The following is a 26600-nucleotide window of genomic DNA, read 5'->3' as shown; positions in this document are numbered from 1 at the left end:
CGGACTGTAGAAATGACTGAAAACCTGATCGAAATCCGCCAGCTCAATGTCGCCTTCGGCACGCAGACCGTGGTCCGCGACCTGAGCCTGGATATCCGCCCCGGCGAATGCCTGGCCCTGGTGGGGGAATCCGGCTCGGGCAAGTCGGTGACCGCCCATTCGATCCTGCAACTGCTGCCGCAGACCGGCTGCAGCGCCACCGGCAGCGTGCGCTATCGCGGCCAGGAACTGATCGGTGCCAGCCCGGCGACCCTGCAACAGCTGCGGGGCAACCGCATCGCCATGATCTTCCAGGAGCCCATGACCTCCCTCAACCCGCTGCACAGCGTGGAAAAACAGATCGGCGAAACCCTGCTGCTGCATCGCGGCCTGGGGGGCAAGGAGGCCCAGGCGCGGATCCTCGAACTGCTGGAGCTGGTGGGCATCCAGAAGCCCCGGGAACGGCTCAAGGCCTACCCGCATCAACTTTCCGGCGGCCAGCGCCAGCGGGTGATGATCGCCATGGCCCTGGCCTGCGAACCGGAACTGCTGATTGCCGACGAACCCACCACCGCCCTGGACGTGACCGTGCAGCGCAAGATCCTGCTGCTGCTCAAATCCCTGCAACAGCGCCTGGGCATGTCCCTGCTGCTGATCAGCCACGACCTCAACCTGGTGCGGCGCATCGCCCAGCGGGTGTGCGTGATGAAAGCCGGGGAAATCGTCGAGCAAGCCGACTGCGACACCCTGTTCAACGCGCCAAGGCATCCCTACAGCTGCGAACTGTTGCACGCCGAACCCGAAGGCGAGCCGCTGTGCCGCGACACCCGGGAAACCGTGTTGGAGGTGGACCACCTGCGCGTCGAATTCCAGATCGGCGGCGGCCTGTTCCGGCGCAAGGAGTACCTGCGGGCAGTGGACGGCATCAGCCTCAGCGTGCAGCAAGGCAAGACCCTGGGGATTGTCGGCGAGTCCGGTTCGGGCAAGTCCACCCTGGGCCAGGCGATCCTGCGGCTGCTGGACTCCGAAGGTGGCATCCGCTTCCAGGGCCAGGCCCTGGACGGCCTCAATCAGAAACAGCTACGGCCCTGGCGCAAACAGATGCAGGTGGTATTCCAGGACCCCTTCGGCAGCCTCAGCCCACGCATGTCGGTGGCGCAGATCATCAGCGAAGGCCTGGAAGTGCACAGCCAGTACGATGCCCGCCAGTGCGACGAACAGGTCATCCGCGCCCTGGAGGAAGTCGGCCTCGACCCCGACAGCCGCCACCGCTACCCCCACGAGTTCTCCGGCGGCCAGCGCCAGCGCATCGCCATCGCCCGGGCCCTAGTGCTGAAGCCGGCGCTGATTTTGCTGGACGAGCCCACCTCGGCCCTGGACCGCACCGTGCAGAAGCAAGTGGTGGCCCTGCTGCGTCAGCTGCAGGAAAAGTATGGCCTGACCTACCTGTTCATCAGCCATGACCTGGCGGTGGTGCGAGCCCTGGCCCACGACATGATCGTGATCAAGGACGGCCAGGTCGTGGAGCGCGGCGCCAGCCACGAGGTGTTCGAAAACCCCCAGCACCCCTACACCCGGGAACTGCTGGCCGCCGCCCATCCCGGCTGACCTGCCGTCGACGCCCCTTTCTCGCAGCCTCGCAAGGCTCGACAGCAGCCAGCTTCGCGACCTGGTGTAGCCGCTGCCGCAGGCTGCGAACGGCTCCGCAGGAGACGCCGCCCTTGAGACCGCCGAAGGTCCTGCGGCCCTTTGCGCAGCCTCGCTGGCGCTCGGCAGCGGCTACAGCGCAACAACCGGGGCAGACTGCGGCATAATCGCTGCGCCCATTTCCAGGATGCCGCCATGAACGACAGCGAAAGCCTCAAGGACTACCAGCGCGTGCGCCAACTGGCGATCCGCTCGCTGTTCGAGATCATCGAGCAATCCAGCGAAGGCACGGTGATCGTCGACCGCGACGCCAATATCGTCTGGATGAACGAGCGTTATGCCCGGCGCTTCGGCCTGGAATCCGCCGCCTTCGCCATCGGCAAGCCCTGTGAAAGCGTGATTCCCGGCAGCCTGTTGCGGGAGGTGGTGCGCACCGGCCGCCCCATCCTGCTGGACATGCAGGACACCCCCAAGGAACCCCTGGTGGTGATGCGCCTGCCGATCCACGACGACGCCGGCACGGTGATCGGCGCCATCGGTTTTGCCCTGTTCGACGAACTGCGCAGCCTGTCGCCGATGCTCAAGCGCTACCTGAGCATGCAGGAAGAACTGGCCTCTACCCGCTCCCTGCTGCGGGCCCGGCAGACCAAATACAACTTCGCTCACTTCATCGGCACCAGTGCCGCCAGCCTGGAGGTCAAGCGCCGCGCCCGACGCGGGGCCAGCGCCGAGTCGCCGATCCTGCTGCAAGGCGAAACCGGCACCGGCAAGGAACTGCTGGCCCAGGCCATCCACGCCGCCTCGCCACGGGCCCACAAGCCCTTTGTCAGCATCAACAGCGCGGCCATTCCCGAGGCCCTGCTGGAGGCGGAATTCTTTGGCACCGCCCCCGGCGCCTTTACCGGCGCCGACCGCAAGGGTCGCCCGGGCAAGTTGCAGATCGCCCAGGGCGGCAGCCTGTTCCTCGATGAAATCGGCGACATGCCGCTGCCCCTGCAAAGCAAGCTGCTGCGGGTGCTGCAGGAAAAAGAGTTCGAGCCGGTGGGTTCCAACGAGGTGATCCACAGCGATGTGCGAATCATCGCCGCCACCTCCACGGACCTTGAAGCGGCGATCAAGCGCGGCGAGTTTCGCGCCGACCTGTACTACCGGTTGAATGTGCTGCCGATCCAGGTGCCAGCCTTGCGCGAACGCCTGGACGACCTGCCGGCCCTGAGCGAAGGGATTCTCGAAGAACTGCGCAGCCAGCATGAACTGGACCGCGATGCCCTGGCCCTGCTGGCGCAACATGCCTGGCCGGGGAACATCCGCGAGTTGCGCAACGTCCTGGAACGAGCGGCGCTGCTCAGCGACGACCTGATACTCAACGCCTCGGATATTCGCGCGGCGATTGGCAGCTTCAGCCCGGTGCAGCGTAACGAAGCCCTGGTGCCGGGCAATTCGCCGAACCAGGAAACCTTCGCCGCGGCCCGAGAGCGTTTCGACCGGCAACTGATCGGCGCCACCCTGGCCCAATGTGCCGGCAAGGTGGACGAAGCGGCCCGGCGCCTGGGGCTGGGGCGCTCCACGCTATACAAGAAGATGGCGGCCCTGGGGATCGATGAGTCTCCATAAAGAGATATCAATCTCTATTTAGAGAATTTACCGGCGCGCTGCGCGCTTTTCGCTGGCAAGCCAGCTCCTACGGCGCTCTGAACGATCTCTGTAGGAGCTGGCTTGCCAGCGAAGAGGCCGGTCAATCAAAAAAATTCTCAAAACAGAGACAGTCAATGTCAATCCGCCCACAGAAAAATAAAAATATCCATATATTTCAATGACTTATGTAGATGGCACAGTTCTCGCTATAACGCTCTCCACACGCAACACCCGACAACAATAACAATCCTGGAGAGACACACCATGAGTGTGATCATTGCCTTGGCAGCCCTGGCGCTGCTGATGCTCGCTGCCTACCGTGGCTACAGCGTCATCCTCTTTGCCCCCATCGCCGCCCTCGGCGCGGTGCTGCTCACCGACCCGTCCGCCGTGGCGCCCGCCTTTACCGGGGTGTTCATGGAGAAGATGGTCGGCTTCATCAAGTTGTATTTCCCGGTGTTCCTGCTGGGCGCAGTGTTCGGCAAGCTGATCGAGCTGTCGGGCTTTTCCCGCTCCATCGTCGCGGCCGCGATCCGCCTGCTGGGCACCCGCCAGGCCATGCTGGTGATCGTGCTAGTCTGCGCGCTGCTGACCTACGGCGGGGTCTCGCTGTTCGTGGTGGTGTTCGCGGTCTACCCCTTTGCCGCCGAGATGTTCCGCCAGAGCAACATCCCCAAGCGCCTGATCCCGGCGACCATCGCCCTGGGGGCGTTTTCCTTCACCATGGACGCCCTGCCCGGCACCCCGCAGATCCAGAACATCATCCCCAGCACCTTCTTCAACACCACCGCCTGGGCCGCGCCGTGGCTGGGGGTGATCGGCACCATCTTCGTGTTCTGCGCCGGCATGCTGTTCCTCCAGCGCCAGCGCAACAAGGCGCAGAAGGCCGGAGAAGGCTACGGCACCGAGTTGCGCAACGAGCCGGAAACCGCCGAAGACCTGGAGCTGCCCAACCCCTGGCTGGCGCTGTCGCCGTTGCTGCTGGTGGGCATCATGAACCTGCTGTTCACCCACTGGATTCCCCAGTGGTACGGCAAGACCCACAGCCTCAGCCTGCCGGGCATGGCGGCGCCGGTAACCAGCGAAATCGCCAAGCTGACCGCCATCTGGGCGGTGCAGGCGGCGTTGCTGGTGGGCATCCTGATGGTGCTGGTGTTCGGTTTCTCGGCGATTCGCAGCAAACTCGCCGAGGGCAGCAAGAGCGCGGTCAGCGGCGCCCTGCTGGCGGCCATGAACACCGCCTCGGAATACGGCTTCGGTGCGGTGATCGCTTCCCTGCCAGGCTTCCTGGTGCTGGCCGACTGGCTCAAAAGCATCCCCAACCCGCTGGTCAACGAAGCCATTACCGTGACCCTGCTGGCGGGCATCACAGGTTCGGCCTCGGGCGGCATGAGCATCGCCCTGGCGGCCATGTCCGAAAGTTTCATCAGCGCCGCCCACGCTGCCAACATTCCCCTGGAAGTGCTGCACCGGGTGGCCGCCATGGCCAGCGGCGGCATGGACACCCTGCCCCACAACGGCGCGGTGATCACCCTGCTGGCGGTCACCGGGCTGACCCATCGCGAGGCCTACAAGGACATTTTCTGCATTACCCTGATCAAGACCCTGGCGGTCTTCGTCGTCATCGCCACTTTCTACGCCACCGGCATTGTGTGAGGTATTCATGACCACTCTTTCTGGCAAGACCGCACTGGTCACCGGCTCCACCAGCGGCATCGGCCTGGGCATCGCCCTGGTGCTGGCCAAGGCCGGGGCCAAGCTGATTCTCAACGGCTTTGGCGATGCCTCGAAGGCGATCGCCGAGGTTGCACAATTCGGCGGCCAGGTCGGCCATCACCCGGCGGACGTCAGCGACCCTGCGCAGATCGCCGAGATGTTCGCCTACGCCGAACGAGAGTTCGGCGGCGTCGACATCCTGGTCAACAACGCCGGCATCCAGCATGTGGCGGCGGTGGAGGAGTTCCCCGTGGAGCGCTGGGATTCGATCATCGCCATCAACCTGTCGTCGGTGTTCCACAGCACCCGCATGGGGCTGCCGGGGATGCGCGCCAAGGGCTGGGGGCGGATCGTCAACATCGCCTCGGTGCACGGCCAGGTGGGCTCGGTGGGCAAGGCCGCCTATGTGGCGGCCAAGCACGGGGTGATCGGCCTGACCAAGGTGGTGGGCCTGGAAACCGCCACCAGCAACGTCACCTGCAACGCTATCTGCCCGGGCTGGGTGCTGACCCCGCTGGTGCAGAAGCAGATCGATGATCGCGTCGCGGCCGGCACCGACCCGCAACAGGCCCAGCATGATCTGCTGGCGGAAAAGCAACCGTCCCTGGCGTTCGTCACCCCGTCGCAACTGGGGGAACTGGTGCTATTTTTGTGCAGCGAAGCCGGCGCCCAGGTGCGCGGCGCGGCGTGGAACATCGATGGCGGGTGGTTGGCGCAATGACGCGCGTCTCTGGCTGACGTCTTCGCCGGCAAGCCGGCTCCTACACGGCTGTGCTGGCCTGTGTAGGAGCTGGCTTGCCAGCGAACAGCCCCCCCCTAAAAACAACAATAAGAACACGAGGCCTTGCATGTCCGACCTACTCTGGCAACCCAGCGCCGAGCGCATCGGCAAGACGCGGATGGATGCCTTTCGCCGCTTCGTCAATCAGCGCCACGGCCTGAATCTTCACGACTACCCCGCCCTGCACCAGTGGAGCATCGACCAGCGAGAAAGCTTCTGGCAGGCCATCGTCGACTTCTTTGAGGTCAGCTTCCACCAGCCTGCTGAATGCGTGCTGCGCGAAGGGCCGCAGATGCCCAGCGCGCAGTGGTTTCCCGGCGCCACCCTGAACTTCGCCGAGCACCTGCTCAAGCGTCGGGATGACAGCGTCGCGGTGGTGGCGATCAACGAAAACGGCCAGCGCGAACAATTGACCCACGCCGAACTGGCGGCCCAGGTGGCCGGCCTGCAACGCAGCCTGCGGGACGCTGGAGTCGGCCTCGGTGACCGGGTTGCCGCTTGCATGCCCAACACCTGGCAGACCCTGGTGGGCATGCTCGCCAGCACCAGCCTCGGGGCCGTGTGGTCCAGCTGCTCGCCGGATTTCGGCACCCAGGGGGTGGTCGACCGCTTCGGCCAGATCGAGCCCAAGGTGCTGATCACCTGCGCCGGCTACCGCTACGCCGGCAAGGACATCGACCAGACGGCCAAGGTCAACCAGATCCTCGAGCGCCTGCCGTCCCTGGAGCAGTTGCTGATCGTGCCCTACGCCCGCTCGCAGGCCCGGGCCGAGGACTACCGCACCCCGGCCAGCGTCAGCCTGTGGGACGACTTCTACCGCCCCGGCGGCGAGCCCGAATTCACCCCGGTGCCCTTCGCCCATCCGCTGTACATCCTCTACTCCAGCGGTACTACCGGGGTGCCCAAGTGCATCGTCCACGGCACCGGCGGGGTGCTGCTGCAACACCTCAAGGAACACGGCCTGCACGCCGACCTGGGCCCCGGCGAGCGCCTGTTCTACTACACCACCTGCGGCTGGATGATGTGGAACTGGCTGGTCTCGGCCCTGGCCACCGGGGCCAGCCTGGTGCTCTACGATGGCTCGCCGTTCCATCCCGGCAACGAGCACCTGATGGACCTGATCGACCGCGAAGCCATCAGCGTCTTCGGCACCAGCCCCAAGTACCTGGCGGCTCTGGAAAAGGCCGGCAGCCGGCCGCGCCAGAGCCACCGCCTGGAGAGCCTGAAGACCCTGCTCTGCACCGGCTCGCCGCTGTCGCCGCAGAGCTACGACTACGTGTACCGCGAGATCAAGAGCGAGCTGTGCCTGGCCTCGATGTCAGGCGGCACCGATATCGTCGCCTGCTTCGTCGCCGGCAATCCGATACAGCCGGTGCGCCGCGGCGAGATGCAAGGCAAGGGCCTGGGCATGGCCATCGAAGTGTGGAACGACCAGGGCCAGCCGGTGATCGGCGAGAAAGGCGAGCTGGTGTGCACCCGGCACTTCCCCAGCATTCCCGTGGGCCTGTGGCACGACCCGGACCAGAGCAAGCTCAAGGCCTCGTACTTCTGCCTGTTTCCCGGCGTCTGGGCCCAGGGCGACTACGCCGAACAACTGGCCGAGGGTGGCTGGCTGATCCATGGGCGTTCAGACGCCGTGCTCAACCCCGGCGGGGTGCGTATCGGCACCGCGGAAATCTACCGCCAGGTGGAAAAGCTGGAGCAGGTCCTGGAAAGCCTGGCCATCGGCCAGAGCTGGGAGCAGGACGTGCGGGTGGTGCTGTTCGTGCGCCTGCAAGACGGCGTGGAGCTCGATGAAGCCTTGCAGGAACACATTCGCCAGGTGATTCGCAACAACACCACGCCGCGCCATGTGCCGGCGAAGATCCTCGCGGTCACGGACATTCCCCGCACCATCAGCGGCAAGATCGTCGAACTGGCGGTGCGCAACGTGGTGCACGGCCTGCCGGTGAAGAACACCGACGCCCTGGCCAACCCCGAGGCCCTGGAGCAGTTTCGCGACCGCGAGGAACTGCGCAGCTGACCCCTCCCCTTGCAGGAGCCGGCTTGCCGGCGAAGGCGTCGCCCAGGTCGGCGCGCTAGGCAATGGCCACTTCGCTGGCAAGCCGGCTCCTACGGGCTACCGCATCCCCAGGCATCACGGTGATAACCGTTCAGCCCCTCTAGACTGGTCATCTGCCGCAAAAGCGGGTGAAAATGTGCGCGCCGAAAACGCCTACAATCCATCCGTTTGAATATGCACCGCATGTCCATGCGACTTTTCGAGTGCGCGAGCCTGTGGCGTCGCCGCGTAATACCGCACCACCCAGGACACCTTCGACATGAATGGCCCCCACTCCGGCAGCGAAGCCGCCAACCTGATTGCCCGCCTGGACTGGTCGGCCACTCCCCTCGGAGAATCCGGCCACTGGCCCCAGAGCCTGCGCACCGCCGTGGACATCGTGATCCATTCGCCGATGCCGATGCTGCTGCTGTGGGGCGCCGAGCTGACGCAGATCTACAACGACGGCTTCGCCCTGCTGGCGGGCAACAAGCACCCCAGTGCCTTCGGCCACCCGGCGCACCTGACCTGGCCGGAACTGATGGACTTCACCGACCCGATCTACCGCGCCGTGCTCAACGGCCAGGTGCGCACCTTCAGCGAACAGCGCTTCAGCCTGCAACGCACCAACGGCAGCGAATACGACCTGTGGCTGGACCTGACCTACAGCCCGATCCGCAACGAACGCGGCGACGTCGCCGGAATCCTGGTCACCGCCATCGAGACCAACGAACGCCGGCGCATCGCCCTGGAACTGCAGCAGCGCTCCGACGACAGCCTGCGCGCCCAGCACGAGACCGAAGAGCGCCTGCAACTGGCCCTGGCGGCCACCGACGCGGTGGGCACCTGGGATTGGGACATCGGCGAAGACCGCTTCATCGCCGACGCGCATTTCGCCCAGTTGCACAGCGTCGATCCGCAGCAGTCCCGGCAACTGCCCATCAGCGAGTACCTCAAGGGCGTGCACCCGGAGGACCGCGGCATGGTGGCCCGGGGCATCAAGCACTGCATCACCCACGGCACCGAGTACGCCGAGGAGTACCGCCTGCAACTGGCCGACGGCCAGCTGCGCTGGGTGTTCGCCCGAGGCCGCTGCTACAAGGACCACCATGGCCGGCCGACGCGTTTTCTCGGCGCGGCCCTGGACCTCACCGAACGCAAGCAGATGGAACAGGCGCTGCGCCAGAGCCAGACCGAGCTGCAACTGATCATCAATGCCATGCCCGTGCTGATCGGCTATGTCGACCACGAGGAACGCTTTCGCCTGAACAACAGCGCCTACCTGGACTGGTACGGCCTGACCCCGCAGGAACTGTACGGCAAGAGCATCCGCGAAGTGGTCGGCGACGATATCTACGCCACTCGCGCCGAGAACATCAAGGCCGCACTGGCCGGCAAGCCGTGCAGCTTCGAGGCCAGCTCGCCGCACCGCGACGGCCGGCCGCGCCATGCCCTGATGAAGTACCTGCCGCGTTACGGCGCCGACGGCGCGATCAATGGTTTCTACATCTTTGTCATCGACGAAACCGAGCGCCGGCAGACCGAAGAAGCCCTGCGCAATCTCAACGAAACCCTGGAGGAACGGGTGAACCAGCGGACCGAGGCCCTGGCCACTGCCAACCAGCGCCTGCAGAACGAAATGTTCGAGCGCGAACGCGCCGAAGATGCCCTGCGCCATGCGCAGAAGATGGAAGCCGTGGGCCAGCTCACCGGCGGCATCGCCCACGACTTCAACAACATGCTCACCGGCATCATCGGCAGCCTGGACCTGATGCAGCGCTATATCGACAATGGCCGCGGCGCCGAGATCGGTCGCTTCACCGAAGCGGCCATGTCTTCGGCCAAACGCGCGGCGTCCCTGACCCACCGCCTGCTGGCGTTCTCCCGGCGCCAGTCCCTGGACCGCCAGCCCCTGGACCCCAACCAGCTGGTGCGCTCGCTGCAAGAGCTGTTCAACCACACCAAGGGCGAGCACATCGAGCTGCAGATGCAATTGGCGGACGGCGTGTGGCCAGTGAACACCGACGCCAGCCAGCTGGAAAATGCCCTGCTCAACCTGGTGATCAACGCCCGCGACGCCATGCCCGACGGCGGCAGGCTGCTGATCGAAACCGCCAACAGCTACCTCGACGGCAGCGACATCAGCACCCTGGAACCGGTCAAGGCCGGCGACTACGTGATGCTCGGCGTCAGCGACAACGGCGCCGGCATGAGCCCGCGGATCCTGGCCAAGGCCTTCGACCCGTTCTTCACCACCAAGCCCATCGGCCAGGGTACGGGCCTGGGGCTGTCGATGATCTACGGCTTCGCCCAGCAGTCCGGCGGCCACGTGACCATCAGCAGCGAACCGGACCAGGGCACCTGCGTGCGCCTGTACCTGCCAAGGCTGTTCGCCGCACCACTGGACAGCGCCGAACCCGCCACCCTCAACCAGGCGCCCCAGGCCATCGCCGGGGAAACCGTGGTGGTGGTGGAAGACGACCCGGCAGTGCGCATGCTGGTGCTCAATGTCCTCGCCGAACTGGGCTACCGCGCCTTCGAGGCCGAAGATGCGCGCAGCGCCCTGCCCTTGCTGGAATCGCCGATGCGCGTCGATCTGCTGGTGACCGATGTCGGCCTGCCGGGCATGAACGGCCGGCAACTGGCGGAGATCGCCCGCCAGCAGCGGCCCGGGCTCAAGGTGCTGTTCATGACCGGCTACGCGGAAAAGGCGGCCGAGCGCCAGGGCTTCCTGGAGCCGGGCATGGACCTGATGGCCAAGCCGTTTTCCATTGAGGAAATGGCCCAGAAGATTCGTCAGATGATCGGCCGCGCGTCCTGAATTCAGGCATAATCCGCGGCCGCCGATTTCCCGCTACAAGGTCACCCGCCCATGAAAGCCCAAGCCCGCCACATCCTGGTGAAAACCGCCGAAGAGGCTGAACAGCTCAAGCAGCGCATCGCCAAGGGTGAAGCCTTCGACGTACTGGCGAAGAAATACTCCACCTGCCCATCCGGCAAGCGCGGCGGCGACCTGGGGGAAGTGCGCCCGAGGCAGATGGTCGGTGCCATCGACCAGGTCATTTTCAAGAAGCCCCTGCGCACCGTGCATGGCCCGATCAAGAGCAAGTTCGGCTATCACCTGGTGCAAGTCTTCTTCCGCGACTGACTCCGGGCCCTGCAGGAGCTGGCTTGCCAGCGAAGGCGCCCGCAAGGTCAACGCACGGTTCAATGGCGGGGTATCAGGGCGCCGGGATGCTGGATGACCTGGCTCGCCAGGCGGTGCCCGGCCTCTGCCGCTTGCACCGGGCTGCCGCCCAGCAGGCGCCGGGCCAGATAGGCTGCGCTGAACGAATCCCCGGCCGCCGTGGTGTCCACTACCTGCTCCACCCGCTGGGCCGGCACCTCGAAAGCACCACCCGCCACGCGAATCAGGCAGGGCTCGGCGCCCCGCTTGAGCACCACTTCCGGAGTGCCCTGGTACGCCGCGAACACCGCTTCGGCATCCGCATAGGCAAACAGCGCTTGCTCATCCTCCAGGGTCAGCAATGCCAGATCCACCTGGGGCAATACTTCGCGGTACGCCGCCCGGGCCTGTTCGACCGACGCCCACAGGCGCGGCCGGTAGTTGTTGTCGAAGACTATCAGCGCCTGGCGCTGGCGCGCCTCGGCCAGGGTCTGCAAAAACTTCCCGCGCCCCACCTCCCCCAGCACCGCCAGGGTGATGCCGCTGAAATACAGCACATCGTAATGCTTCAGCGCTTCGAGGATCGGCCCGGCCGCCACCGTGGTGAAGCAGTCGCGCACTGCCGCCTCGTTGCGCCAGTAGAGAAAGCGCCGCTCGCCCCGGGCGTCAGTCTGGATGCAATACAGCCCTGGCAGGCGCCCCGGCAAGCGCTGCACCCGCTCCAGGCCGATGCCCTCCGCCGCCCACCCCTGGCACATGGCATCACTGAAGCTGTCATCGCCCAGGGCGGTGACGTAATCCACCCGCCCGGCCTCGCCCATTTCCCGCGCGAGGTACACCGCGGCATTCAGGGTGTCGCCGCCAAAGCTCTGTTGCAGGCTGCCGTCATGATGCTGCTGCAACTCGATCATGCATTCGCCGATGGCCGCGATGCGTTTCTTCCTGTCCATGTTCCTGACCTCCCCTCAAAGCACATTCCACCGGGTAGGAGCTGGCTTGCCAGCGAAGACGCCCGCACGGCCTGCGCCTCATCCAAAGGCCTCTTCGCCGGCGAGCCGGCTCCTGCAGACCCTGCATATCCCCGGCTCCGGCGATCAGAAACAGGTTTCCAGGTTCTCGATCACCTGCAGGCGCTCATCCACCAGCAACCCGGTGCGCCATTTGTCGAAGGTCAGGCAGGGGTGCGAAGTACCGAAGGAAATGATGTCGCCAATGCGCAGCTCCACTCCCGGCGCCACCGTGAGAAACGCATGCTGGTCCATCACCGCAGTGACCTTGCACGCCCCCACGTCATCCCCGGCACTGGCCTGGGCCCCGGCGCGATAACGCCGCAGCGGTACCGGCAGGCCGGCGTCATAGGCCACATCGCGCTTGCCCAGGGCCACCACGGCAAAGCCCGGCTCCGGCAGCGATTGCACATGGGCCCAGACCTCCATGGCCGGGCGCAGGCCCTCCTCCAGGTCGGCGCGGCGATCCAGCACGCAGCACTGCGCCTCTTTATAGATGCCATGGTCATGAGCCACGTAACTGCCCGGACGCAGCACACTGAGGAAGCGGCCCTTGGCGTTGTGGGTCTCGAAGGATTCGGCAATCAGGTCATACCAGGCTGACCCCGAGGCGGTGATAATCGGCCGCTCGATGGCGAACAGCCCGTCGTTGTGCAGGTCCACCGCCAGGCGCACCAGGGAGTCGGCGAACTGGCGGATGCCGCTGATGGCCTGATCGCCATGGATCACCCCTTCATAACCTTCGATACCGCACAGCGCCAGGGCCGGCTGCGCCTGGATCGCCTTGGCCAGGGCCAGCACCTCTTGCTCGGTGCGGCAACCGCAACGCCCACCGACCACGCCGTACTCGATCATCACCTTGAGCGTGACCCCACGCTGGGCGAAAAACGCCCCCAGGTCGGCGACGCTGTCCGGGTGATCGACCATGCAATAGAAATCGAAATCCGGGTCCGCCAGCAGCTCGGCGATCAGCGCCATGTTCGGCGCCCCCACCAACTGGTTGGCCATCAACACCCGGCGCGCGCCATGGGCATAGGCAGCGCGAGTCTGTACCGCAGTGGCCAGGGTGATGCCCCAGGCGCCAGCGTCCAACTGCCGCTGAAACAGCGCGGGCATCATGCTGGTCTTGCCGTGGGGCGCCAGCTCGGCACCGCTGTCACTGACGAACTTCTGCATCCAGCGGATGTTGTGTTCCAGGGCCTCGCGATGCAGCACCAGGGCCGGCAGGCTGATGTCTTGCAACAGGCTCGCGCCCTGGGCAGCGGCGCCCTTTTCCACCAGTGGCAGGTTCAATACGGAAGACATCTTGGCACTCCTTATCAAGGCAGCTGCGCACAGCCGCGAAACAGTCATCAATCGTTGATACGCCGGGCCAGACGGTTGGCGCTGTCGATCAGCACCCGGCGATATTGCTGGTAATTGCGCTGGGCATCGGCCCTGGGCGCGACGATGCAGAGCGTGCAGATGCACACCCCGTGCTCATCGCGCACCGGTGCGGCAAAACAATGGGTAAAGGTGTCGGCCACGCTGTCGAAGGAAAAGAACCCATCCTCGCTGGCCTGGCGGATTTGCTTGAGAAACGTCGCCAAGGGCAGACGCTCACCGTCGGGCAGAACGAAGTCCCGTTCATCGATCAGGTCGACAATCTGCCCATCGCTCAAATGCCCCAATAGCAACCGCCCGGAAGCGGTCCAGGGAATCGGCGCGTTCTCGCCGATATTCGAGGAAATGCGGAAGTGCCGCTCGCCCTCCTTCATCAGCGCCACCGTGTATTTGCGCCCGTTGAGCAGGCACATCTGCGCGGTTTCCTGGGTCTGGCGGACGATTTCCTGCAAGGCCTGATCGGCCTCGCGGCTCAGGTCGAAATGACGCAAATGGGCCTGGCCGAGAAAGTACAACTGGCGGCCCAGGTACACATGCCCCTCCTGGCCCACCGGTTCCAGTACCCGCCGCTCCAGCAGGGAAGCCACCAACTCATAGACCGTGGACTTGGGGCCGCCAATGCCCTTGGCGATATCGTTGGGCCGCAACGGCTGGCCGATCTCCTTGAGGAAATCGAGAATATCGAACGCCCGATCCAGGCCCTTGGCCCGACGCTTGATGTTGTCTTCGCTCATCTAACTGGCCTTCACAAAAAAACATGGCGCCCCTATCGACCCGTAGGAGCCGGCTCGCCGGCGAAGAGGCCCTCAAGCCTTGTGCCGCCCTCACGGGCGCCTTCGCTGGCAAGCCAGCTTCTACAGGCCATAGCCATCAGGCCTTCTTCTTGTAGGCCACACAATCGATCTCGACCTTGCAATCCACCATCATGCTGGCCTGCACACAGGCCCGGGCCGGCGCGTGTTCGGGCTTGAAGTACTCACCGAACACCTTGTTGAAACTCCAGAAATCCCGCGGGTCTTCCAGCCACACGCCAACCCGCACCACATCCTCCAGGCCATACCCGGCCTCTTCGAGAATGGCCACCAGATTGCGCAGCGTCTGATGCGTCTGCTCGACGATCCCACCGTGAATGATCTCGCCATCCAGCGCCGGCACCTGGCCGGACACATGCAGCCAGCCATCGGCCTCGACCGCGCGAGCGAAAGGACGCGGCTGGCCACCGCCTGCGGTGCTACCGGTGCCGTAACGGGTGATGCTCATGAGAGGCTCTCCTGGGTGAAAGATGAAGAACAATCTTCAAGAAACGCTGTTCCTGAAGATGCGCTGGCGCACAAAAGGCAATCCAGCCACATGATTCCGCTATAACGGATTTAATACTGCAATAACGGAACACTGTGAAGGAGTTTGCCATGCTTAATCAGGGATTGAAAAGCACTGGAAGGAATCAGGGAAACTAAAGCGAGAAAGTCGTGTGAAAGGATGAGTGTTACACGGGTATAGAACGCAAGTGCCGTAGGGGACGGGAGGGAGCCATCTAAATGAATGCCAAGACCCAGATCGATACGAGCAAAGAGCCTCTCAATCTCCCTCGCTGCATCCATTTTTCGACACTGCAGTAAAGCTAAAAACACTCAATCACATTGCTCAAGTTTTACGCACTCCAGCTGAAAACCTGACGGAGATTGTAAGTTTCGAGAAAAACACGAAAGGACAATTATCCGTGCCGGTAGACAGCAAGGAGAACCGCCACTACCGAGCTGATAGCTAACCTCAAACAACGAAGCCAAGGACCATACAATGGCGCTTGCATCAGCAGAACGCATGATCGACTACCTGAGCCAGAGACTACGCCAACATGCGTATGCCGTAATCGACGAATGCAAACAGGGTTTCACCGACGAAGCGAAAAAGGCCGAGACTCTTTTCATGCACCTGCTCAATGAAGCAGGGTCGCATGCAGGCTTCAGCTTCAGAAACATGAATGTATGGCCCAACACTCCCCGATTGAGTGAAAAGCCCGTCGACGAGCAAAATGGAATCAACTATCCCGCCATCGACCTGGCTGATGAAAGAAACGGTGTCTGTGTGCAGATAACCTTCCAGGGAGAAAACCCCCAACAGAAGATCAATCACACCATTAACAATTTCATCAAGCATCAATTAAAAGAGCAGTACACCAGGGTATGGATCATTTATGCCGCCCATAATCGCGCACCAAAAGTCAAAGCAAATAGTTATGACAAGAACCTTGTTTCGATTTTCGGACTCCAAGACATTGTGGACTGGGTCAAGTATCAGAGCGACTGCACTAAGAGTGATGGCCCGCTCACTCGCGCCCACGATTGTGTGAAGTATTGGCTGGACGGAACACACCCTCCCAGATTCGGTACAATAAATACCGACGAACACCACGAAAAAGCCATCGCCTATCAACAGGGACTGAGTAAACTTCCATACGACCCACTTGCTAATCTTCCGCGCACTGATTACTGCCAGTACATCGAAGTCAGAGATTTCAGATCGTTATGCGCTTTTAATTCACTACGTCAACAAGCGTCAATGAAACCGGGAAGCAATTTTAAAAAATGGTCACAGCTTCCAGACTTTCGTCATCTTGAGCAGGATATCGACGAGCTAGTTGCGGAACTTGTAAATAACTTTAACAACCATTTCCCCAAGGGTTTCGACTCAGTGGGGCGCTGGAGCGAGCCGCAAAGCTGGGATGGTTTTCCGTCATCTCATCGTATTTTCAAAGACGGCCTGGAATTAAACGATTCAGAACTTGAATACTGCAGAAGCATTCGCAACAAACTGCTGCAGCTTATGAAGCTTATCAACGACCACAAACAGCGATTGGTCAGCTTTGGTAAAACACCTTATTGATCACATGTTATTCAGGCTCTATTTCCTCTAGCACAGGCTGCCGATCCTAGGCCAGCCTGTACTTCTCAGGATATCGATTTCTATCTTGTCTCTACTGCCCAAGAGAGATTTCGATCAAGCCTTGAACGTCAAAATCGGCGAAAACCGCGCAATCACCGACACCGTGCCCTCTTCCACCTGGGACTGGATCACCTGGCCAATTTCCTTGTAGGCCCCCGGTGCTTCTTCGATCATCCGCTCTTCCTTGGTGGTGATGCACTCCACGCCCTGCAGGCCGAGGAAGGCCTTGTCCTTCTTGGCCTTGAACACCACCTCGCTGCGCGACATGGAGCGCCCGGCGCCGTGGCTGGCCGAGCGCAGCCAGCGATCGTTGCCCAGCCCGGTGAGCAGGTAGGAGTCATGCCCCATGCTCCCCGGAATCAGCAGCGGCTGCCCGGCATAGGCCGGTGTGGCGCCTTTGCGGTGGACGTTGCCGCCTTCCTCGCGCAGTACGATGTTGTGCGGTACATCGACAATCAGCGGCGCTTCGATGCCCGCGCCGAACACCTGCCGAGTGCGCTGGCGCACCATTTCGGCGATCAGTGCGCGGTTGGCGTCGGCGTAGTGCGCGGCGCTGTGCATGGCCAGCAGGTACTCATCGGCCATCTCGCCAAACAGGGCGAATATCTTCGAATCGGGATGCTTGATCCCGGCCGGCCACAGGGCCTTGGCCTTGTCCATCCAGCGTCGGCCTACATAGAAGCCCACGTCGCGAGAGCCGGTGTGGATCATCATCACCACCTGCCCCACGGACAGGCCCTGGGCGAAGCAGGCCTGGCGATCCACCAGTTCGGTGACCACCTGGATCTCGACAAAGTGATTGCCGCCGCCCAGGGAACCCAGGCCCGGGTCGCGAAGGATCTTGCGCGAAAGGTCCTGCAGGGCCTCCGGTGCATAGTCGGCGCTGCCGCGGGCAAAGGACGACTCATGCAGGCCAGAAAGCTCACGCTGCAATTGGGCGAAATCTGCCCCGGCAAACAGCCCGATCGGGTCCTGTTGCTGTACCTGAGCCCAGAAATCCCCCAGCCCCGAAGCAAACAGCGCGCTCATGGCCGTGGGGCTGGTGGGAATATTGCGCGTGCCTTCCAGCAGATCGCCCCGCACCAGGGCGGTCCACTTGGCCTTTTGTGCCATGAACTGCTCGTAGTTCAGCCCCAGCTTGTGCAGGCGCATGCCGCAATTGATGTCGGTGCCGATGGCTTGCGGCACCACCATGTCGTGGCTGGTGACGATCACGCTGCCCACCGGAATCGGGCTGCCGGTATGGAAATCCGGCGTGGCGCAGGCGCACTTCACTTCGCCGCCATGGGGGTGGGCGACCTTGGCGAAATCCATCAGTTGCAGGATGGCTTTCTCTTCGATGGCAAAGCTGTCGGGCAGCAGCAGATCCACCTTGAGGCCGGCGTCATTGGTGGACGAGATAGAGAGGGAATTGGAATTCAGGCGTTCGATGGCCACCCCGGAACGGGCGAGCTTGTGCTGAATTCTTTTCAGAGGAGTCTTGGTCATTTTTCAACTGCTTTTCTTGGACGCAACAAAACAACCACCCTTTTGGTGGCTGGAATTGTCTGGTCAGCAGCGAAACTTAGACGGCGCGGATAATGGGGGAATGACGCTGTGGATGTAAATAGCCGGGGAGAAATTATTTAAGGAGGCGCCTGGCGAGACGCCTTCGCCAGCAAGCGGGCTCCTACAGAGCTGCGTGGGGTTAGAAGTTGAAGCGCACGCCCTTGATCTGCACCTTCTGCGCCTGGCCGTTGGCGGCCTGTTCGGCATGTGCGCCTTGCGCCAGCAACCGTCTTCGCGAGTAAGCTCGCGCCTGCAACGGCGGCAGGCGGGCCAGGGTCTGCTGCCAGAGGAAGCGGCCCTGGGCATAGCTCTGGGTCTTGAGCCGTAGTAACTGCTAAGGCCCCGGCGCATGCCGAAACCCTGAACGATGAAACCGCTCAACGATAACTCATCGTCAAGGTCGCCATCCCACGGACCGTTCCTGGGGTGACTCGCGAAGCGGTCTGGACATAACGCGCGGTCAGGGGAATGTCGTAGCTCGAGACCCCAGCGGAGATATTCCCCGCCCACCATCGATTGACAGAGCCCGAACCGTAGCCGAGAACAGTCGCTCCCTTGAGGATCTGCACCCCCACTCCCGAGGCAGTCGACCCGGCGCTCAGCGACAAGGTGCTGCCCTGGTTAGCCACGTTGTTCACATCTATGAACGAGACATAAGCCCCGATCGAAGCCCCGGCATCCCCTCCCGAACATGACAGGTTGATTTTGAAGGGCACCGCTTTGGAGGTACTCCCCACACCGGAAAAGGTCATGTTCGATGTTCGCCCCAGGGGCACTGAAATCTGCGACCTGGACACACTGCAGGTCGGTACTCTGAGCTGCACCGTCACTGCGCTTTTGCCGCTGGTGTAGACCGTCCAGCCTTGGGATTTGCAGATACCAACGCAGTTGAACGCAACGTTCACCAACCCGTTACCAGCCAAGGTCCCACTCTGGATGTCGCCGATCTTTATGATTTCCAGCCACATGGATTGCTTGTAGACATCACCCTTGACCCATCTGAGTTTTACGGATGACTTTCCGCTCCCCACCAGATACTGGCTGGACCCGGACTGATTTTCACGCCATCTCCATTTGGCGTTCCACCTGAATCCGACTCCAGGCACGTTGCTCAAGTAGACGTTGTAGTAACCGGGGGCCAGCGTAGCGCCTTGAAGCTTGTAGACCATGGGCTCGGAACTGAATATTTGCGGCCATGGATCCCTCATCATCGAGTCCACCTCTGCGGTGGTCGCAATGACGTCGCCATTCATGGTTCCTGCACCGACATAAATGCTGGCAGGCAACTGAATGATCGATGACTCGGGAGAGAACTCCCCGCCGGCATACGCCGGCCCCTCACCCCATAGCGACAACACCAGGACAAGAGCCGAGAGCAGAAGGGTGCGCTTCATGAAAGTACGGTGCCTGTTCAAATGTCCACGACGTTTGGCGCTCTTTCCACTGAGGACGAGGCGACCCAAACTTCGACTTTAAGCCCCCCCCATCACGGCACCTATCAGCCCGAACACAGAACGCTGTCGATAAATCCTCAGGAGCCAAGGACTTATCCTACAAAGCGCTGTTGCAGGGGTCAGCCACACGCCAACGACAGCAGCCCTTCCCCCTTGCCCAGCAACGAAATGTTCCATTGAGTCGCTGAAATCGGGCTATTCTGCGCGCCCCCAATACTCATTCGCCTCAGCAAGGACAGCTGCCCATGACCCGCGCCATTACCCTTGTCTGCGACAATTTCGCCGACTGGGAAACCGCCCTGATCAACGCCACCGGCCGTGGCTACTATGGCTTCGACTGCCGTTACGCTTCCCCCAAGGGCGCCATCGTGACCTCCATGGGCGGCCTGCGGGTGACCCCGGACCTGGCGTTGGAAGATATTCGTCTGGATGAGGTGGACCTCTTGATGGTCTGCGGCGGGACGGTCTGGCAAAGCCCCCAGGCGCCGGATATCCGCGAACTGCTGCGCGCGGCCAAGGAACGCAAGCTGGTCCTCGCCGGCATCTGCGACGGCACCCGCGAACTGGCCCGGGCCGGGGTGCTGGACCAGCTCAAGCACACCTCCAATTCGGCGGACAACCTGCTGGCGGTGGGTTATGCCGGCGCCGCGCACTACCAGGATGTGCCCCACGCGGTTGCGGACCAGCGCGTGATCACCGCCCCGGGCAGCGCTCCAGTGAGTTTCATGGCACAGATTCTCGGCACCCTGGGCATCAGCGACGACAACCTGACCTTCTACCTGGGCCTGCACGCCGCCGAGCACCGCCAGCAAGCCTGACCCTCCCCTGTAGGAGCCGGCTTGCCGGCGAAGGCGATCTCCCGGCCGCCTTGGCTGGCAAGCCAGCGCCTACGCAAGGTAGTGGGTGGGCTGCAGTGCGGGCGTGTGCCGTGGATTACTTCACCAGCCGAAAATCCCGGTGGCCCAACCAGGCCGCAAAGTCCGCAGCGCTGAAAATGCTCTCGCCCTCATGCTCGATGATCGCCAGCCCCGCCAGAAATTCGCTGTCCCGGGTGTAGGCATGGATGCTGGCGCCGAAGGCCAGTACGCCATCCAGGTGACGGGCCAAGGCCAGCGCCGCCTGCCCTAGGCGCTGGTGATCCGCCTGGTCTTTATCCATGGCCGCCAGGCTCAGAATGCCTTCAGGGAGCCATCCCAGTTGCCCGGCCAGCCCGGCATATTCCACCAGTTCCCCTGGATATTCGGCCCCCATCCCAATCAGCATGGGGCTACCGCCAATGAAGAACGAGCTCGTACCGGCCCAGGGTTGATCCGCAATTGCGGCCAGACAGGCCCGCACCCGGTTTTCGAGCAAGCCATCGATCTGGCGCGGTAAAAGCACCCTGACAGTCGGCCCGGCCATTGAGTCACCTCCTCCAGCGCACCGCATCCGCACCAGGGATAACAGGCGAGCCCTTGTTCGCTGCATCAGCAGGCATCAATGCTCAAGCCCGCTGCCGGTCAGTGCATTCACCGGACCGGGAGGATAAAAGCCCGTGGTGCAATAGCCAAGCTCTGCGCCTGGAACCATTGACCCCCAACACCTCTTCCAACCGCTTCGCCTCGCCCTCCGTCAACAAGGGCGCAGGCGGTTGGACAAGGCGCTGGCTGGACAGGGCGGGCACCGGGGCCGTTGGTTGGGCCGTCTTCGCAGTACGGCTGCGGCTCGCGCTGCTTTGCGGGTACAGCGCTTCATCCAGGCATTTGTCGCGCATGCCCTGGCTGGACAGGCCGTGGCAACCGGTGCCGTTGGACAGGGCGCGGGCGCCGCAGGTGGCCTTGCCGTCGGGGTCCTTGAGGTCGATGCAGCCCAGGGAACCAAAGCCATGGCCCAGTACCGAGGCGGGGTCTTCGGCGCAAGCTGCGCCGGCACACAGGAACAGGGAGGTCAGCACAAGTGCATTTCGCATAGGGGCGCGTCCATGGCTAGCGTAGGTCCCCCGGCGCCTTTCCGGCCGCCATGCAGGTCTGTCGAGGGAAAAAGCCGTTGTAGCAGATGAACATGACCGTTTCCCTTCCCCATACCACCGCGGCTGCGTGACTAGCGGAAACGCCCCGCCAGGAAGGGTTGCAGGTTCACGCTCGGGGTCAGCCCGCTGGCCTGCTCCGCCACCAGTTGCCCACTGATGGCGGCCAGGGTCAGGCCAACGTGACCGTGGCCGAAGTTGTAGTGCACCTGGGGCAGCAACCGCGACTGGCCGAGCACCGGCTTGCTGTCCGGCAGCGAGGGACGAAAGCCCATCCACCGGGAAACCGGTTCGTGGTGCAGGGGCAGGAAGCGTCGCGCCGCCCGGGCCAGGTAGTGATAGCGGCGCGGGTCCGGCGCGGCGTCGAGGCCGCCGAACTCCACCGTCCCCGCCACCCGCAGCCCTTGGGCCATGGGCGTCAGGTAGAAACCGCCGGCGCCCCAGCACACCGGGCGGCTGAGCAAGCCGCCAGCCTGATCGAACAGCACGTGATAACCGCGCTCGGTGTCCAGGGGAATCTCGTCCCCCAGGCTCTGCGCCAGGCGGCGGGACCAGGCGCCGCTGCACAACACCAGGCGTTCGGCGGGCAGTTGCTCGCCACTGCCGAGGCGGGCAAGCACCCGCTCGCCGTCCTGGGCGCTGCGCTCGACCCCCTGCAACTCATCGCGGCGAAACACTCCGCCGCGCTCGATGAAGCACCGCAGCAAGCGCTGGCTCAATGCGAAGGGATCGAGGGTGCGGCTGACCTGGGGCAGTTCCAGCGCCAGGGCCGCACGGGCGTTGAGGGCCGGCTCCATGGCCCGTAGCTCCGGCCCTTCCACCAGGCGCATTGGTACCTCGAACCCCTGGTGATAGGCCAGCATGTCGATAGCGCTCTGCCGCTCGTGGGCCTCGAAGATGTACAGCGAGCCGTCATGGCGCACCAGGTCGTTGGCCCCGGCATCGTCGAACAACGCCTGCCAGGCGCCCATGCAGGGCTTGAGCAGGCTGTGCAGGTCATGGCTGATGGCCTTGACCCGCGGCTCGCTGGAGCTTTGCAAAAAGCGCCATAGCCAGGGGGCGATCCGTGGCAGGTAACCCGGGCGGATCGCCAGCGGGCTGTCGCGCCGCAACAGCATGCCCGGGGCCTGGCGCCAGATGCCGGGGGTTGCCACTGGCTCCACGGCATAGGTGGCGAAGGTACAGGCATTGCCGAAGGAAGTGCCGCTGCCCGGCGGCTGGCGGTCCAGCAGGGTCACCCGCCAGCCAAGGCGCTGCAGCCACAGGGCGCTGGCCAGGCCCACCACCCCGGCCCCCACCACCACGGCGTGGCCGCGTTGTTGCTGACTTGCAATCATGCCGGGCTCCTCATGTGCCACTGACGACCCGGGTCCACAGGCGAGTGCTCAGGCGCATGCCGGCCGGGGTCATGGTCTTGATCGGGAACAGCGTATCGAGCACCGACTGCGGCGGGTAGGCCGCCGGGTTGCTGCGCAACTGCGGTTCGATGTAGGGCAAGGACGCCGCATTGCCGTTGGCGTACTGCACGAAGTTGCTGATGTTGGCGATCACCTTGGGGTCCAGCAGGTAGTTCAGGTAGGCGTAGGCGTTGTCCAGGTGCGGGGCGTTCCTGGGAATCACCACCATGTCCATGGCCACTGTGGAGCCTTCCCTGGGAATGCTGTAGCCGAGGTTCACGCCGTTTTTTGCCTGCTGCGCGGTGGCCATGGCTTGCAGCACGTCGCCGCTGAAACCCACGGCCACGCAGATGTTGCCGTTGGCCAGGTCGCTGACGTACTTGGCCTGGTGGAAGTAGAGGATCGAGGGGCGAATCGCCTGCAGCGCCGCTTCGGCCTTTTTCAGGTCCGCCGGCTGTTCACTGTGGGGGTCCAGGCCCAGGGCATTGAGGGTGATGGGCACCATCTGTGTCGGGTTGTCGAGAAAGGCCACGCCGCACTGCTTGAGCTTCTGGATGTTCTCCGGCTTGAACAGCAGTTGCCAGGACTGGGTGACATCGGTGTCGCCGAAGATCGCCTTGATCTTGTCGACGTTGTAGCCGATGCCCACGGTCACCCACATATAGGGAATGCCGTACCTATTGCCCGGGTCGCTGGTTTCCAGCAGCTTCATCAGCTTGGGATCGAGGTTGTTCCAGTTGGGCAGCTTGCTGCGATCCAGGGGCTGGATCGCCCCGGCCTGGATCAGCCGCGGCAGAAAGTGGTTGGACGGGCTGGCCAGGTCATAGCCGCTGCCGCCGGTCATCAGCTTGGCCTCGGTGGTCTCGTTGCTGTCGATCACGTCGTAGGTGGTCTGGATTCCGGTGCGCTGGGTGAACTGGGCCAGGGTGTCCGGAGCGATATAGCCGCTCCAGTTGGCGATGCTCACGGTCTCGGCCGCCTGGACGCTTGCGGCGCACAAGGCCAGGGATAACAGTGCCGTAGTGGTGCGATTGATCATGTTGCCGCCCTCTGTGCTCTTATTATTGCGGCGTTTCATTCGCCGCGACGGTTAACGTTCGTGTCGCGCGCGCTGCACTTCCCAGCCCATGCGCAAGCTTGCTCCAATGTCGAAAAACGGTCGGGGTGGCAGGTAGCCAGGCCGGGCCTGGGACAGCACGTCACGCAGCAGCGAGGAGTCGCAACCGGCGGCCATTTCCACCAGCAGCCGGCCCCACAGGGTGCCCCGCGCCACCCCCGAGCCGTTGCAGCCGGCCACCGCGTGCAGGCCTTCGGCGACCCGGCTGAAGTACGGCTCGCCGGAACGGGTGCCGCTCAGGTGCCCGGTCCAGGTGTATTGCAGGTCGGTATCGGTAATGCCGGGAAAGCGCTTTTGCAGGCCCCGCAGGTGTTCCTGGCGGCGCACCGCCAACTGCGCCGGGCCGAGATCGCGCTGGCGATACTCGACGGTGTTGCGCATCAGCAGGCGGCGCCCGGGCAACAGGCGCACCGTGGCCGCCCCGGGCAAGGTGGAGAGCACGCCCCAGCCCTGCTCATCCAGCAGCCGCTGCCAGTGATCTTCCTGCAGGGGCCGGGTGATGCTGGCGCTCAGTTCCAGGGGGAAGGTGCGACTGTGCCGGACACCGAGCCGGGGCAGGAAGGCACCGACACAGGCCAGCACCTGGGGCGCCTGGATCTCGCCCTCCCCGGTCACCGCCCGCCAGCCCCGGCCCGGCAGAGGCTGCAGGTCCTGCACCGGGCTGTTCTCGAACACCTCCACCCGCTCCGACAGGCGCTCCAGCAGGCCCTTGACGTATTTGGCCGGCTGCAGCAGCGCGTTGCCACCGGCGCAGTGGATGGCCCGCTGGTAGAAGCCGCTGCCCAGGCGCTGCTGCAAGGCCGCGCCTTCCAGGTACTGGGCCTGGGCGCCCGCGGCATTCAGGGTAGCGACTCGGGCGCCGCTGTCCTGCAAGTGCTGCCCCTGGTGCACGGCGAAGTGATAGCCGCCAGCATCGAACTCGCACTCGATGCCCAACTCGTCAATGCGCCGGCGCACCTCTTCACCGGCAGCGATGCCGATGCCGCAGGCAAGCTGATAGGCCGAGTGGCCGGGCCGGCCAAGCAACTCATCGGCGCCGGGCAATTCATGGCTGACCACAAACCCCGAGTTGCGCGCCGAAGCCCCCTGGGCCGCCCGCTGGCGATCCAGCAGGACGATGCGTTGCTGTGGCAACATCCGCGCCAGGGCATGGGCCGCCGAGAGGCCGGTGATGCCACCGCCAATGATCAGCCAGTCGGCTTTCTGTAGGCCCTTGAGGGTTGGCCGCTGGGAAGCCTGCCCTGCCAGGGCGATCCAGCCACATACATTGTTCAAAGCCTGTCACTCCTGCACAATCCATGCGCCCGGAGCATTCAACAGAACACTCAACCCGGCGCCACATGCCTACAATCTATGGATGTGACGGCTTTATTTCGAACGTTATTAATTCATCCATCTATTCGGAAAACGCATGGATAACCCTCTTCGACTGCCCTCGTTGCAGGCCCTGCAGACCCTGGTCAGCGTGGCCCAGACCCACAGCTTCACCGAGTCCGCGGCGCGCCTGCACCTGACCCAGAGCGCGGTGAGCCGGCAGATCCAGCAACTGGAGGAGCACTATGGGGTCAGCCTGTTCGAGCGCAGCAGCCGAAGGGTCTCGCTGACCGAACAGGGGCGCGATGTCTGCACGGTGGCCACCCAAGTCCTGAGGTCCCTCGGCTCCCTGCAGGAACGCCTGGCCCCGGCGCCCCTGGACCGGCCGTTTCGCATCCGCATCTTTGTCTCCCTGGCGGTGCGCTGGTTGCTGCCGCGGCTCAGCGGTTTCTACGCCGCCAACCCCGGGCTGTGCCTGTCGATCGAGACCGTGGGCGGGGCCACGGTAGACCCCGGCGGCGATTGCGACGCCTATGTGCTGTACCTGCCGGAAGGCCTGGACGAGCGGCCGCTGACCCCGCTGTTCGACGAATACCTGGTACCGGTGTGTGCCCCAACGCTCAGTGACGGGCAATTGCCGCCGCGCTCCCTGGAGGAACTGGCCGGGCACGCGCTGATCCACGGTTCTACCAGCCGCCAGGAATGGACCGCCTGGCTGCAGGCCCAGGACGACCAGACGCCCCACAGTTACAAGCATCTGCTGTTCAACCTCGACGACCTGGCCCTGGACGCCGCGGCCCGGGGGCTGGGGGTGGCCATGACGGACCTGATCCTGGCCCAGGACTCGATTGCCCGGGGCAGCCTGCTGATCCCCTTTGGCCAGGCGCTCAAGACCGGCGGGGTCTATGCCCTGTGGCTACGCGACAGCGGCGCCGCGCATCCGGCCTGCGAAACTGTATTGAACTGGTTCCAGGCTCAGGCAGCCGAACGGGATCTGCCCGCGGCACAAGGCCTGGCTGGGACGATTGCAGCAGCCCTGGGCACGCCTGGACGGCAGTCGATCCCAGGCTGAATGACTGGACCAGGCCCTGCTGCTCATGGGCCTGGGCAAACAACATTGAAGGGCCGATGAACACTGCCCGGGAAAGCTCGAGCGCCGCCGGCGCTCAGCTGTAGAGCGTCACCATTGCCCAGGCAAAACACGCCAGCACCAGGGCCATCCCCACTACATACACCGCTAAAGCACGACCCACAGCATCACTCCACGAACCAGGCAGACATCAACACACTCACTCTCGGGGTGAGTCATGGCGCGCATTCTAGCAGCGCGCGACGTCATTTTGACACGAACCTCTAAGCCTGATTAAAAGCCTCCCGACAAATGGTATTGGCGTCAATTTAATGGCTTAAGTCAGCCTGATTCTTCTTACCGGGTAGCCGAACTGCGAAACATCATCTTGCATTGCG

21 protein-coding genes are annotated in these 26600 nt (G+C 63.6%); 10 read left to right on the top strand and 11 right to left on the bottom strand.

Features of this window, described 5'->3' with window-relative positions:
* Positions 1-12 precede the first annotated feature (12 nt).
* The 7 genes from BLS75_RS01025 (at position 13) to BLS75_RS00995 (ending at position 10947) form a co-directional block, all read left to right on the top strand.
* Positions 13-1587 carry an ABC transporter ATP-binding protein gene (locus tag BLS75_RS01025; RefSeq protein WP_072450035.1) on the top strand — a complete coding sequence of 525 codons (1575 nt, stop codon included), beginning with the start codon at positions 13-15 and terminating at the stop codon, positions 1585-1587.
* 234 nt (positions 1588-1821) lie between these two features.
* Positions 1822-3240, top strand: a complete 1419-nt coding sequence (locus BLS75_RS01020) for a sigma-54 interaction domain-containing protein (RefSeq protein WP_072450034.1) — start codon at positions 1822-1824, stop codon at positions 3238-3240.
* Positions 3241-3525: 285 nt separating this feature from the next.
* On the top strand, positions 3526-4917 hold the full coding sequence (locus tag BLS75_RS01015; protein WP_011061852.1) for a GntP family permease: 1392 nt from the start codon (positions 3526-3528) through the stop codon (positions 4915-4917).
* Positions 4918-4924: 7 nt separating this feature from the next.
* The gene (hbdH, locus tag BLS75_RS01010; protein ID WP_072450032.1) at positions 4925-5698 is read left to right on the top strand and encodes a 3-hydroxybutyrate dehydrogenase; all 774 of its coding nucleotides are present in this window, start codon (positions 4925-4927) and stop codon (positions 5696-5698) included.
* 127 nt (positions 5699-5825) lie between these two features.
* Positions 5826-7781, top strand: a complete 1956-nt coding sequence (locus BLS75_RS01005) for an acetoacetate--CoA ligase (protein WP_072450030.1) — start codon at positions 5826-5828, stop codon at positions 7779-7781.
* Between the two features lie 298 nt (positions 7782-8079).
* Positions 8080-10620, top strand: coding sequence for a PAS domain-containing hybrid sensor histidine kinase/response regulator (locus BLS75_RS01000; protein WP_072450028.1), 2541 nt, complete (start codon positions 8080-8082; stop codon positions 10618-10620).
* Positions 10621-10671: 51 nt separating this feature from the next.
* Positions 10672-10947, top strand: a complete 276-nt coding sequence (locus BLS75_RS00995; protein ID WP_072450025.1) for a peptidylprolyl isomerase — start codon at positions 10672-10674, stop codon at positions 10945-10947.
* 59 nt (positions 10948-11006) lie between these two features.
* Here the strand turns inward: BLS75_RS00995 and BLS75_RS00990 are convergent, their stop codons facing one another.
* The 4 genes from BLS75_RS00990 to BLS75_RS00975 all read right to left on the bottom strand — a co-directional run bounded on the left by BLS75_RS00990 (position 11007) and on the right by BLS75_RS00975 (position 14615).
* The gene (locus tag BLS75_RS00990) at positions 11007-11915 is read right to left on the bottom strand and encodes a sugar kinase (RefSeq protein ID WP_072450024.1); all 909 of its coding nucleotides are present in this window, start codon (positions 11913-11915) and stop codon (positions 11007-11009) included.
* Positions 11916-12059: 144 nt separating this feature from the next.
* A complete protein-coding gene (locus BLS75_RS00985; protein WP_072450023.1) occupies positions 12060-13277 on the bottom strand; it encodes an amino acid deaminase in 1218 nt (405 codons plus the stop codon).
* A gap of 47 nt (positions 13278-13324) precedes the next feature.
* A complete protein-coding gene (locus tag BLS75_RS00980) occupies positions 13325-14089 on the bottom strand; it encodes an IclR family transcriptional regulator (RefSeq protein ID WP_072450022.1) in 765 nt (254 codons plus the stop codon).
* A 136-nt stretch (positions 14090-14225) separates the two neighbouring features.
* Entirely contained in the window at positions 14226-14615 is a 390-nt protein-coding gene (locus BLS75_RS00975) for a RidA family protein (RefSeq protein WP_011061860.1), read from the bottom strand.
* A gap of 561 nt (positions 14616-15176) precedes the next feature.
* On the opposite strand from BLS75_RS00975, the gene BLS75_RS00970 reads away from it, so the two are divergent.
* Positions 15177-16238 (top strand): SMEK domain-containing protein, encoded by a 1062-nt coding sequence (locus BLS75_RS00970; protein ID WP_092322331.1) that lies wholly within the window; start codon positions 15177-15179, stop codon positions 16236-16238.
* A 114-nt stretch (positions 16239-16352) separates the two neighbouring features.
* Here BLS75_RS00970 and BLS75_RS00965 read toward each other — a convergent pair whose 3' ends face one another.
* Positions 16353-17786 (bottom strand): RtcB family protein, encoded by a 1434-nt coding sequence (locus tag BLS75_RS00965; RefSeq protein ID WP_072450020.1) that lies wholly within the window; start codon positions 17784-17786, stop codon positions 16353-16355.
* A 437-nt stretch (positions 17787-18223) separates the two neighbouring features.
* A complete protein-coding gene (locus BLS75_RS00960; RefSeq protein WP_072450018.1) occupies positions 18224-19240 on the bottom strand; it encodes a fimbrial protein in 1017 nt (338 codons plus the stop codon).
* Positions 19241-19545: 305 nt separating this feature from the next.
* On the opposite strand from BLS75_RS00960, the gene BLS75_RS00955 reads away from it, so the two are divergent.
* Positions 19546-20118 carry a type 1 glutamine amidotransferase family protein gene (locus BLS75_RS00955; RefSeq protein ID WP_053152414.1) on the top strand — a complete coding sequence of 191 codons (573 nt, stop codon included), beginning with the start codon at positions 19546-19548 and terminating at the stop codon, positions 20116-20118.
* A gap of 115 nt (positions 20119-20233) precedes the next feature.
* Here the strand turns inward: BLS75_RS00955 and BLS75_RS00950 are convergent, their stop codons facing one another.
* The 5 genes from BLS75_RS00950 to BLS75_RS00930 all read right to left on the bottom strand — a co-directional run bounded on the left by BLS75_RS00950 (position 20234) and on the right by BLS75_RS00930 (position 25094).
* Complete coding sequence (locus BLS75_RS00950) at positions 20234-20701, bottom strand: DUF6368 family protein (RefSeq protein WP_072450017.1); 468 nt, start codon at positions 20699-20701, stop codon at positions 20234-20236.
* Positions 20702-20783: 82 nt separating this feature from the next.
* On the bottom strand, positions 20784-21248 hold the full coding sequence (locus BLS75_RS00945) for a hypothetical protein (RefSeq protein WP_239690626.1): 465 nt from the start codon (positions 21246-21248) through the stop codon (positions 20784-20786).
* A 131-nt stretch (positions 21249-21379) separates the two neighbouring features.
* Positions 21380-22642: an NAD(P)/FAD-dependent oxidoreductase gene (locus BLS75_RS00940; protein ID WP_072450016.1), complete on the bottom strand. Its 1263-nt coding sequence runs from the start codon at positions 22640-22642 to the stop codon at positions 21380-21382.
* Positions 22643-22652: 10 nt separating this feature from the next.
* On the bottom strand, positions 22653-23741 hold the full coding sequence (locus BLS75_RS00935) for a polyamine ABC transporter substrate-binding protein (protein ID WP_065364312.1): 1089 nt from the start codon (positions 23739-23741) through the stop codon (positions 22653-22655).
* A gap of 51 nt (positions 23742-23792) precedes the next feature.
* Positions 23793-25094 (bottom strand): NAD(P)/FAD-dependent oxidoreductase, encoded by a 1302-nt coding sequence (locus BLS75_RS00930; RefSeq protein ID WP_072450015.1) that lies wholly within the window; start codon positions 25092-25094, stop codon positions 23793-23795.
* 136 nt (positions 25095-25230) lie between these two features.
* On the opposite strand from BLS75_RS00930, the gene BLS75_RS00925 reads away from it, so the two are divergent.
* Positions 25231-26205 carry a LysR substrate-binding domain-containing protein gene (locus tag BLS75_RS00925; protein ID WP_011061871.1) on the top strand — a complete coding sequence of 325 codons (975 nt, stop codon included), beginning with the start codon at positions 25231-25233 and terminating at the stop codon, positions 26203-26205.
* Positions 26206-26600: the final 395 nt, after the last annotated feature.

The sequence above is a fragment of the Pseudomonas sp. NFPP12 genome (assembly GCF_900103205.1).
Classification (GTDB): domain Bacteria; phylum Pseudomonadota; class Gammaproteobacteria; order Pseudomonadales; family Pseudomonadaceae; genus Aquipseudomonas; species Aquipseudomonas protegens.
This window is presented reverse-complemented; position numbering and strand designations above follow the sequence as displayed.

Bases quoted from the DNA above. Each gene is read 5' to 3' on its own strand.
- BLS75_RS01000 (WP_072450028.1), top strand. From the start codon at position 8,080: ATGAATGGCCCCCACTCCGGCAGCGAAGCCGCCAACCTGATTGCCCGC.
- BLS75_RS01015 (WP_011061852.1), top strand. From the start codon at position 3,526: ATGAGTGTGATCATTGCCTTGGCAGCCCTGGCGCTGCTGATGCTCGCT.
- BLS75_RS00955 (WP_053152414.1), top strand. From the start codon at position 19,546: ATGACCCGCGCCATTACCCTTGTCTGCGACAATTTCGCCGACTGGGAA.
- BLS75_RS00980 (WP_072450022.1), bottom strand. From the start codon at position 14,089: ATGAGCGAAGACAACATCAAGCGTCGGGCCAAGGGCCTGGATCGGGCG.
- BLS75_RS00925 (WP_011061871.1), top strand. From the start codon at position 25,231: ATGGATAACCCTCTTCGACTGCCCTCGTTGCAGGCCCTGCAGACCCTG.
- BLS75_RS00950 (WP_072450017.1), bottom strand. From the start codon at position 20,701: ATGGCCGGGCCGACTGTCAGGGTGCTTTTACCGCGCCAGATCGATGGC.
- BLS75_RS00945 (WP_239690626.1), bottom strand. From the start codon at position 21,248: ATGCGAAATGCACTTGTGCTGACCTCCCTGTTCCTGTGTGCCGGCGCA.
- BLS75_RS00935 (WP_065364312.1), bottom strand. From the start codon at position 23,741: ATGATCAATCGCACCACTACGGCACTGTTATCCCTGGCCTTGTGCGCC.
- hbdH (WP_072450032.1), top strand. From the start codon at position 4,925: ATGACCACTCTTTCTGGCAAGACCGCACTGGTCACCGGCTCCACCAGC.
- BLS75_RS00990 (WP_072450024.1), bottom strand. From the start codon at position 11,915: ATGGACAGGAAGAAACGCATCGCGGCCATCGGCGAATGCATGATCGAG.
- BLS75_RS00985 (WP_072450023.1), bottom strand. From the start codon at position 13,277: ATGTCTTCCGTATTGAACCTGCCACTGGTGGAAAAGGGCGCCGCTGCC.
- BLS75_RS01020 (WP_072450034.1), top strand. From the start codon at position 1,822: ATGAACGACAGCGAAAGCCTCAAGGACTACCAGCGCGTGCGCCAACTG.
- BLS75_RS00995 (WP_072450025.1), top strand. From the start codon at position 10,672: ATGAAAGCCCAAGCCCGCCACATCCTGGTGAAAACCGCCGAAGAGGCT.
- BLS75_RS00960 (WP_072450018.1), bottom strand. From the start codon at position 19,240: ATGAAGCGCACCCTTCTGCTCTCGGCTCTTGTCCTGGTGTTGTCGCTA.
- BLS75_RS00975 (WP_011061860.1), bottom strand. From the start codon at position 14,615: ATGAGCATCACCCGTTACGGCACCGGTAGCACCGCAGGCGGTGGCCAG.
- BLS75_RS00965 (WP_072450020.1), bottom strand. From the start codon at position 17,786: ATGACCAAGACTCCTCTGAAAAGAATTCAGCACAAGCTCGCCCGTTCC.
- BLS75_RS00940 (WP_072450016.1), bottom strand. From the start codon at position 22,642: ATGATTGCAAGTCAGCAACAACGCGGCCACGCCGTGGTGGTGGGGGCC.
- BLS75_RS00970 (WP_092322331.1), top strand. From the start codon at position 15,177: ATGATCGACTACCTGAGCCAGAGACTACGCCAACATGCGTATGCCGTA.
- BLS75_RS01025 (WP_072450035.1), top strand. From the start codon at position 13: ATGACTGAAAACCTGATCGAAATCCGCCAGCTCAATGTCGCCTTCGGC.
- BLS75_RS01005 (WP_072450030.1), top strand. From the start codon at position 5,826: ATGTCCGACCTACTCTGGCAACCCAGCGCCGAGCGCATCGGCAAGACG.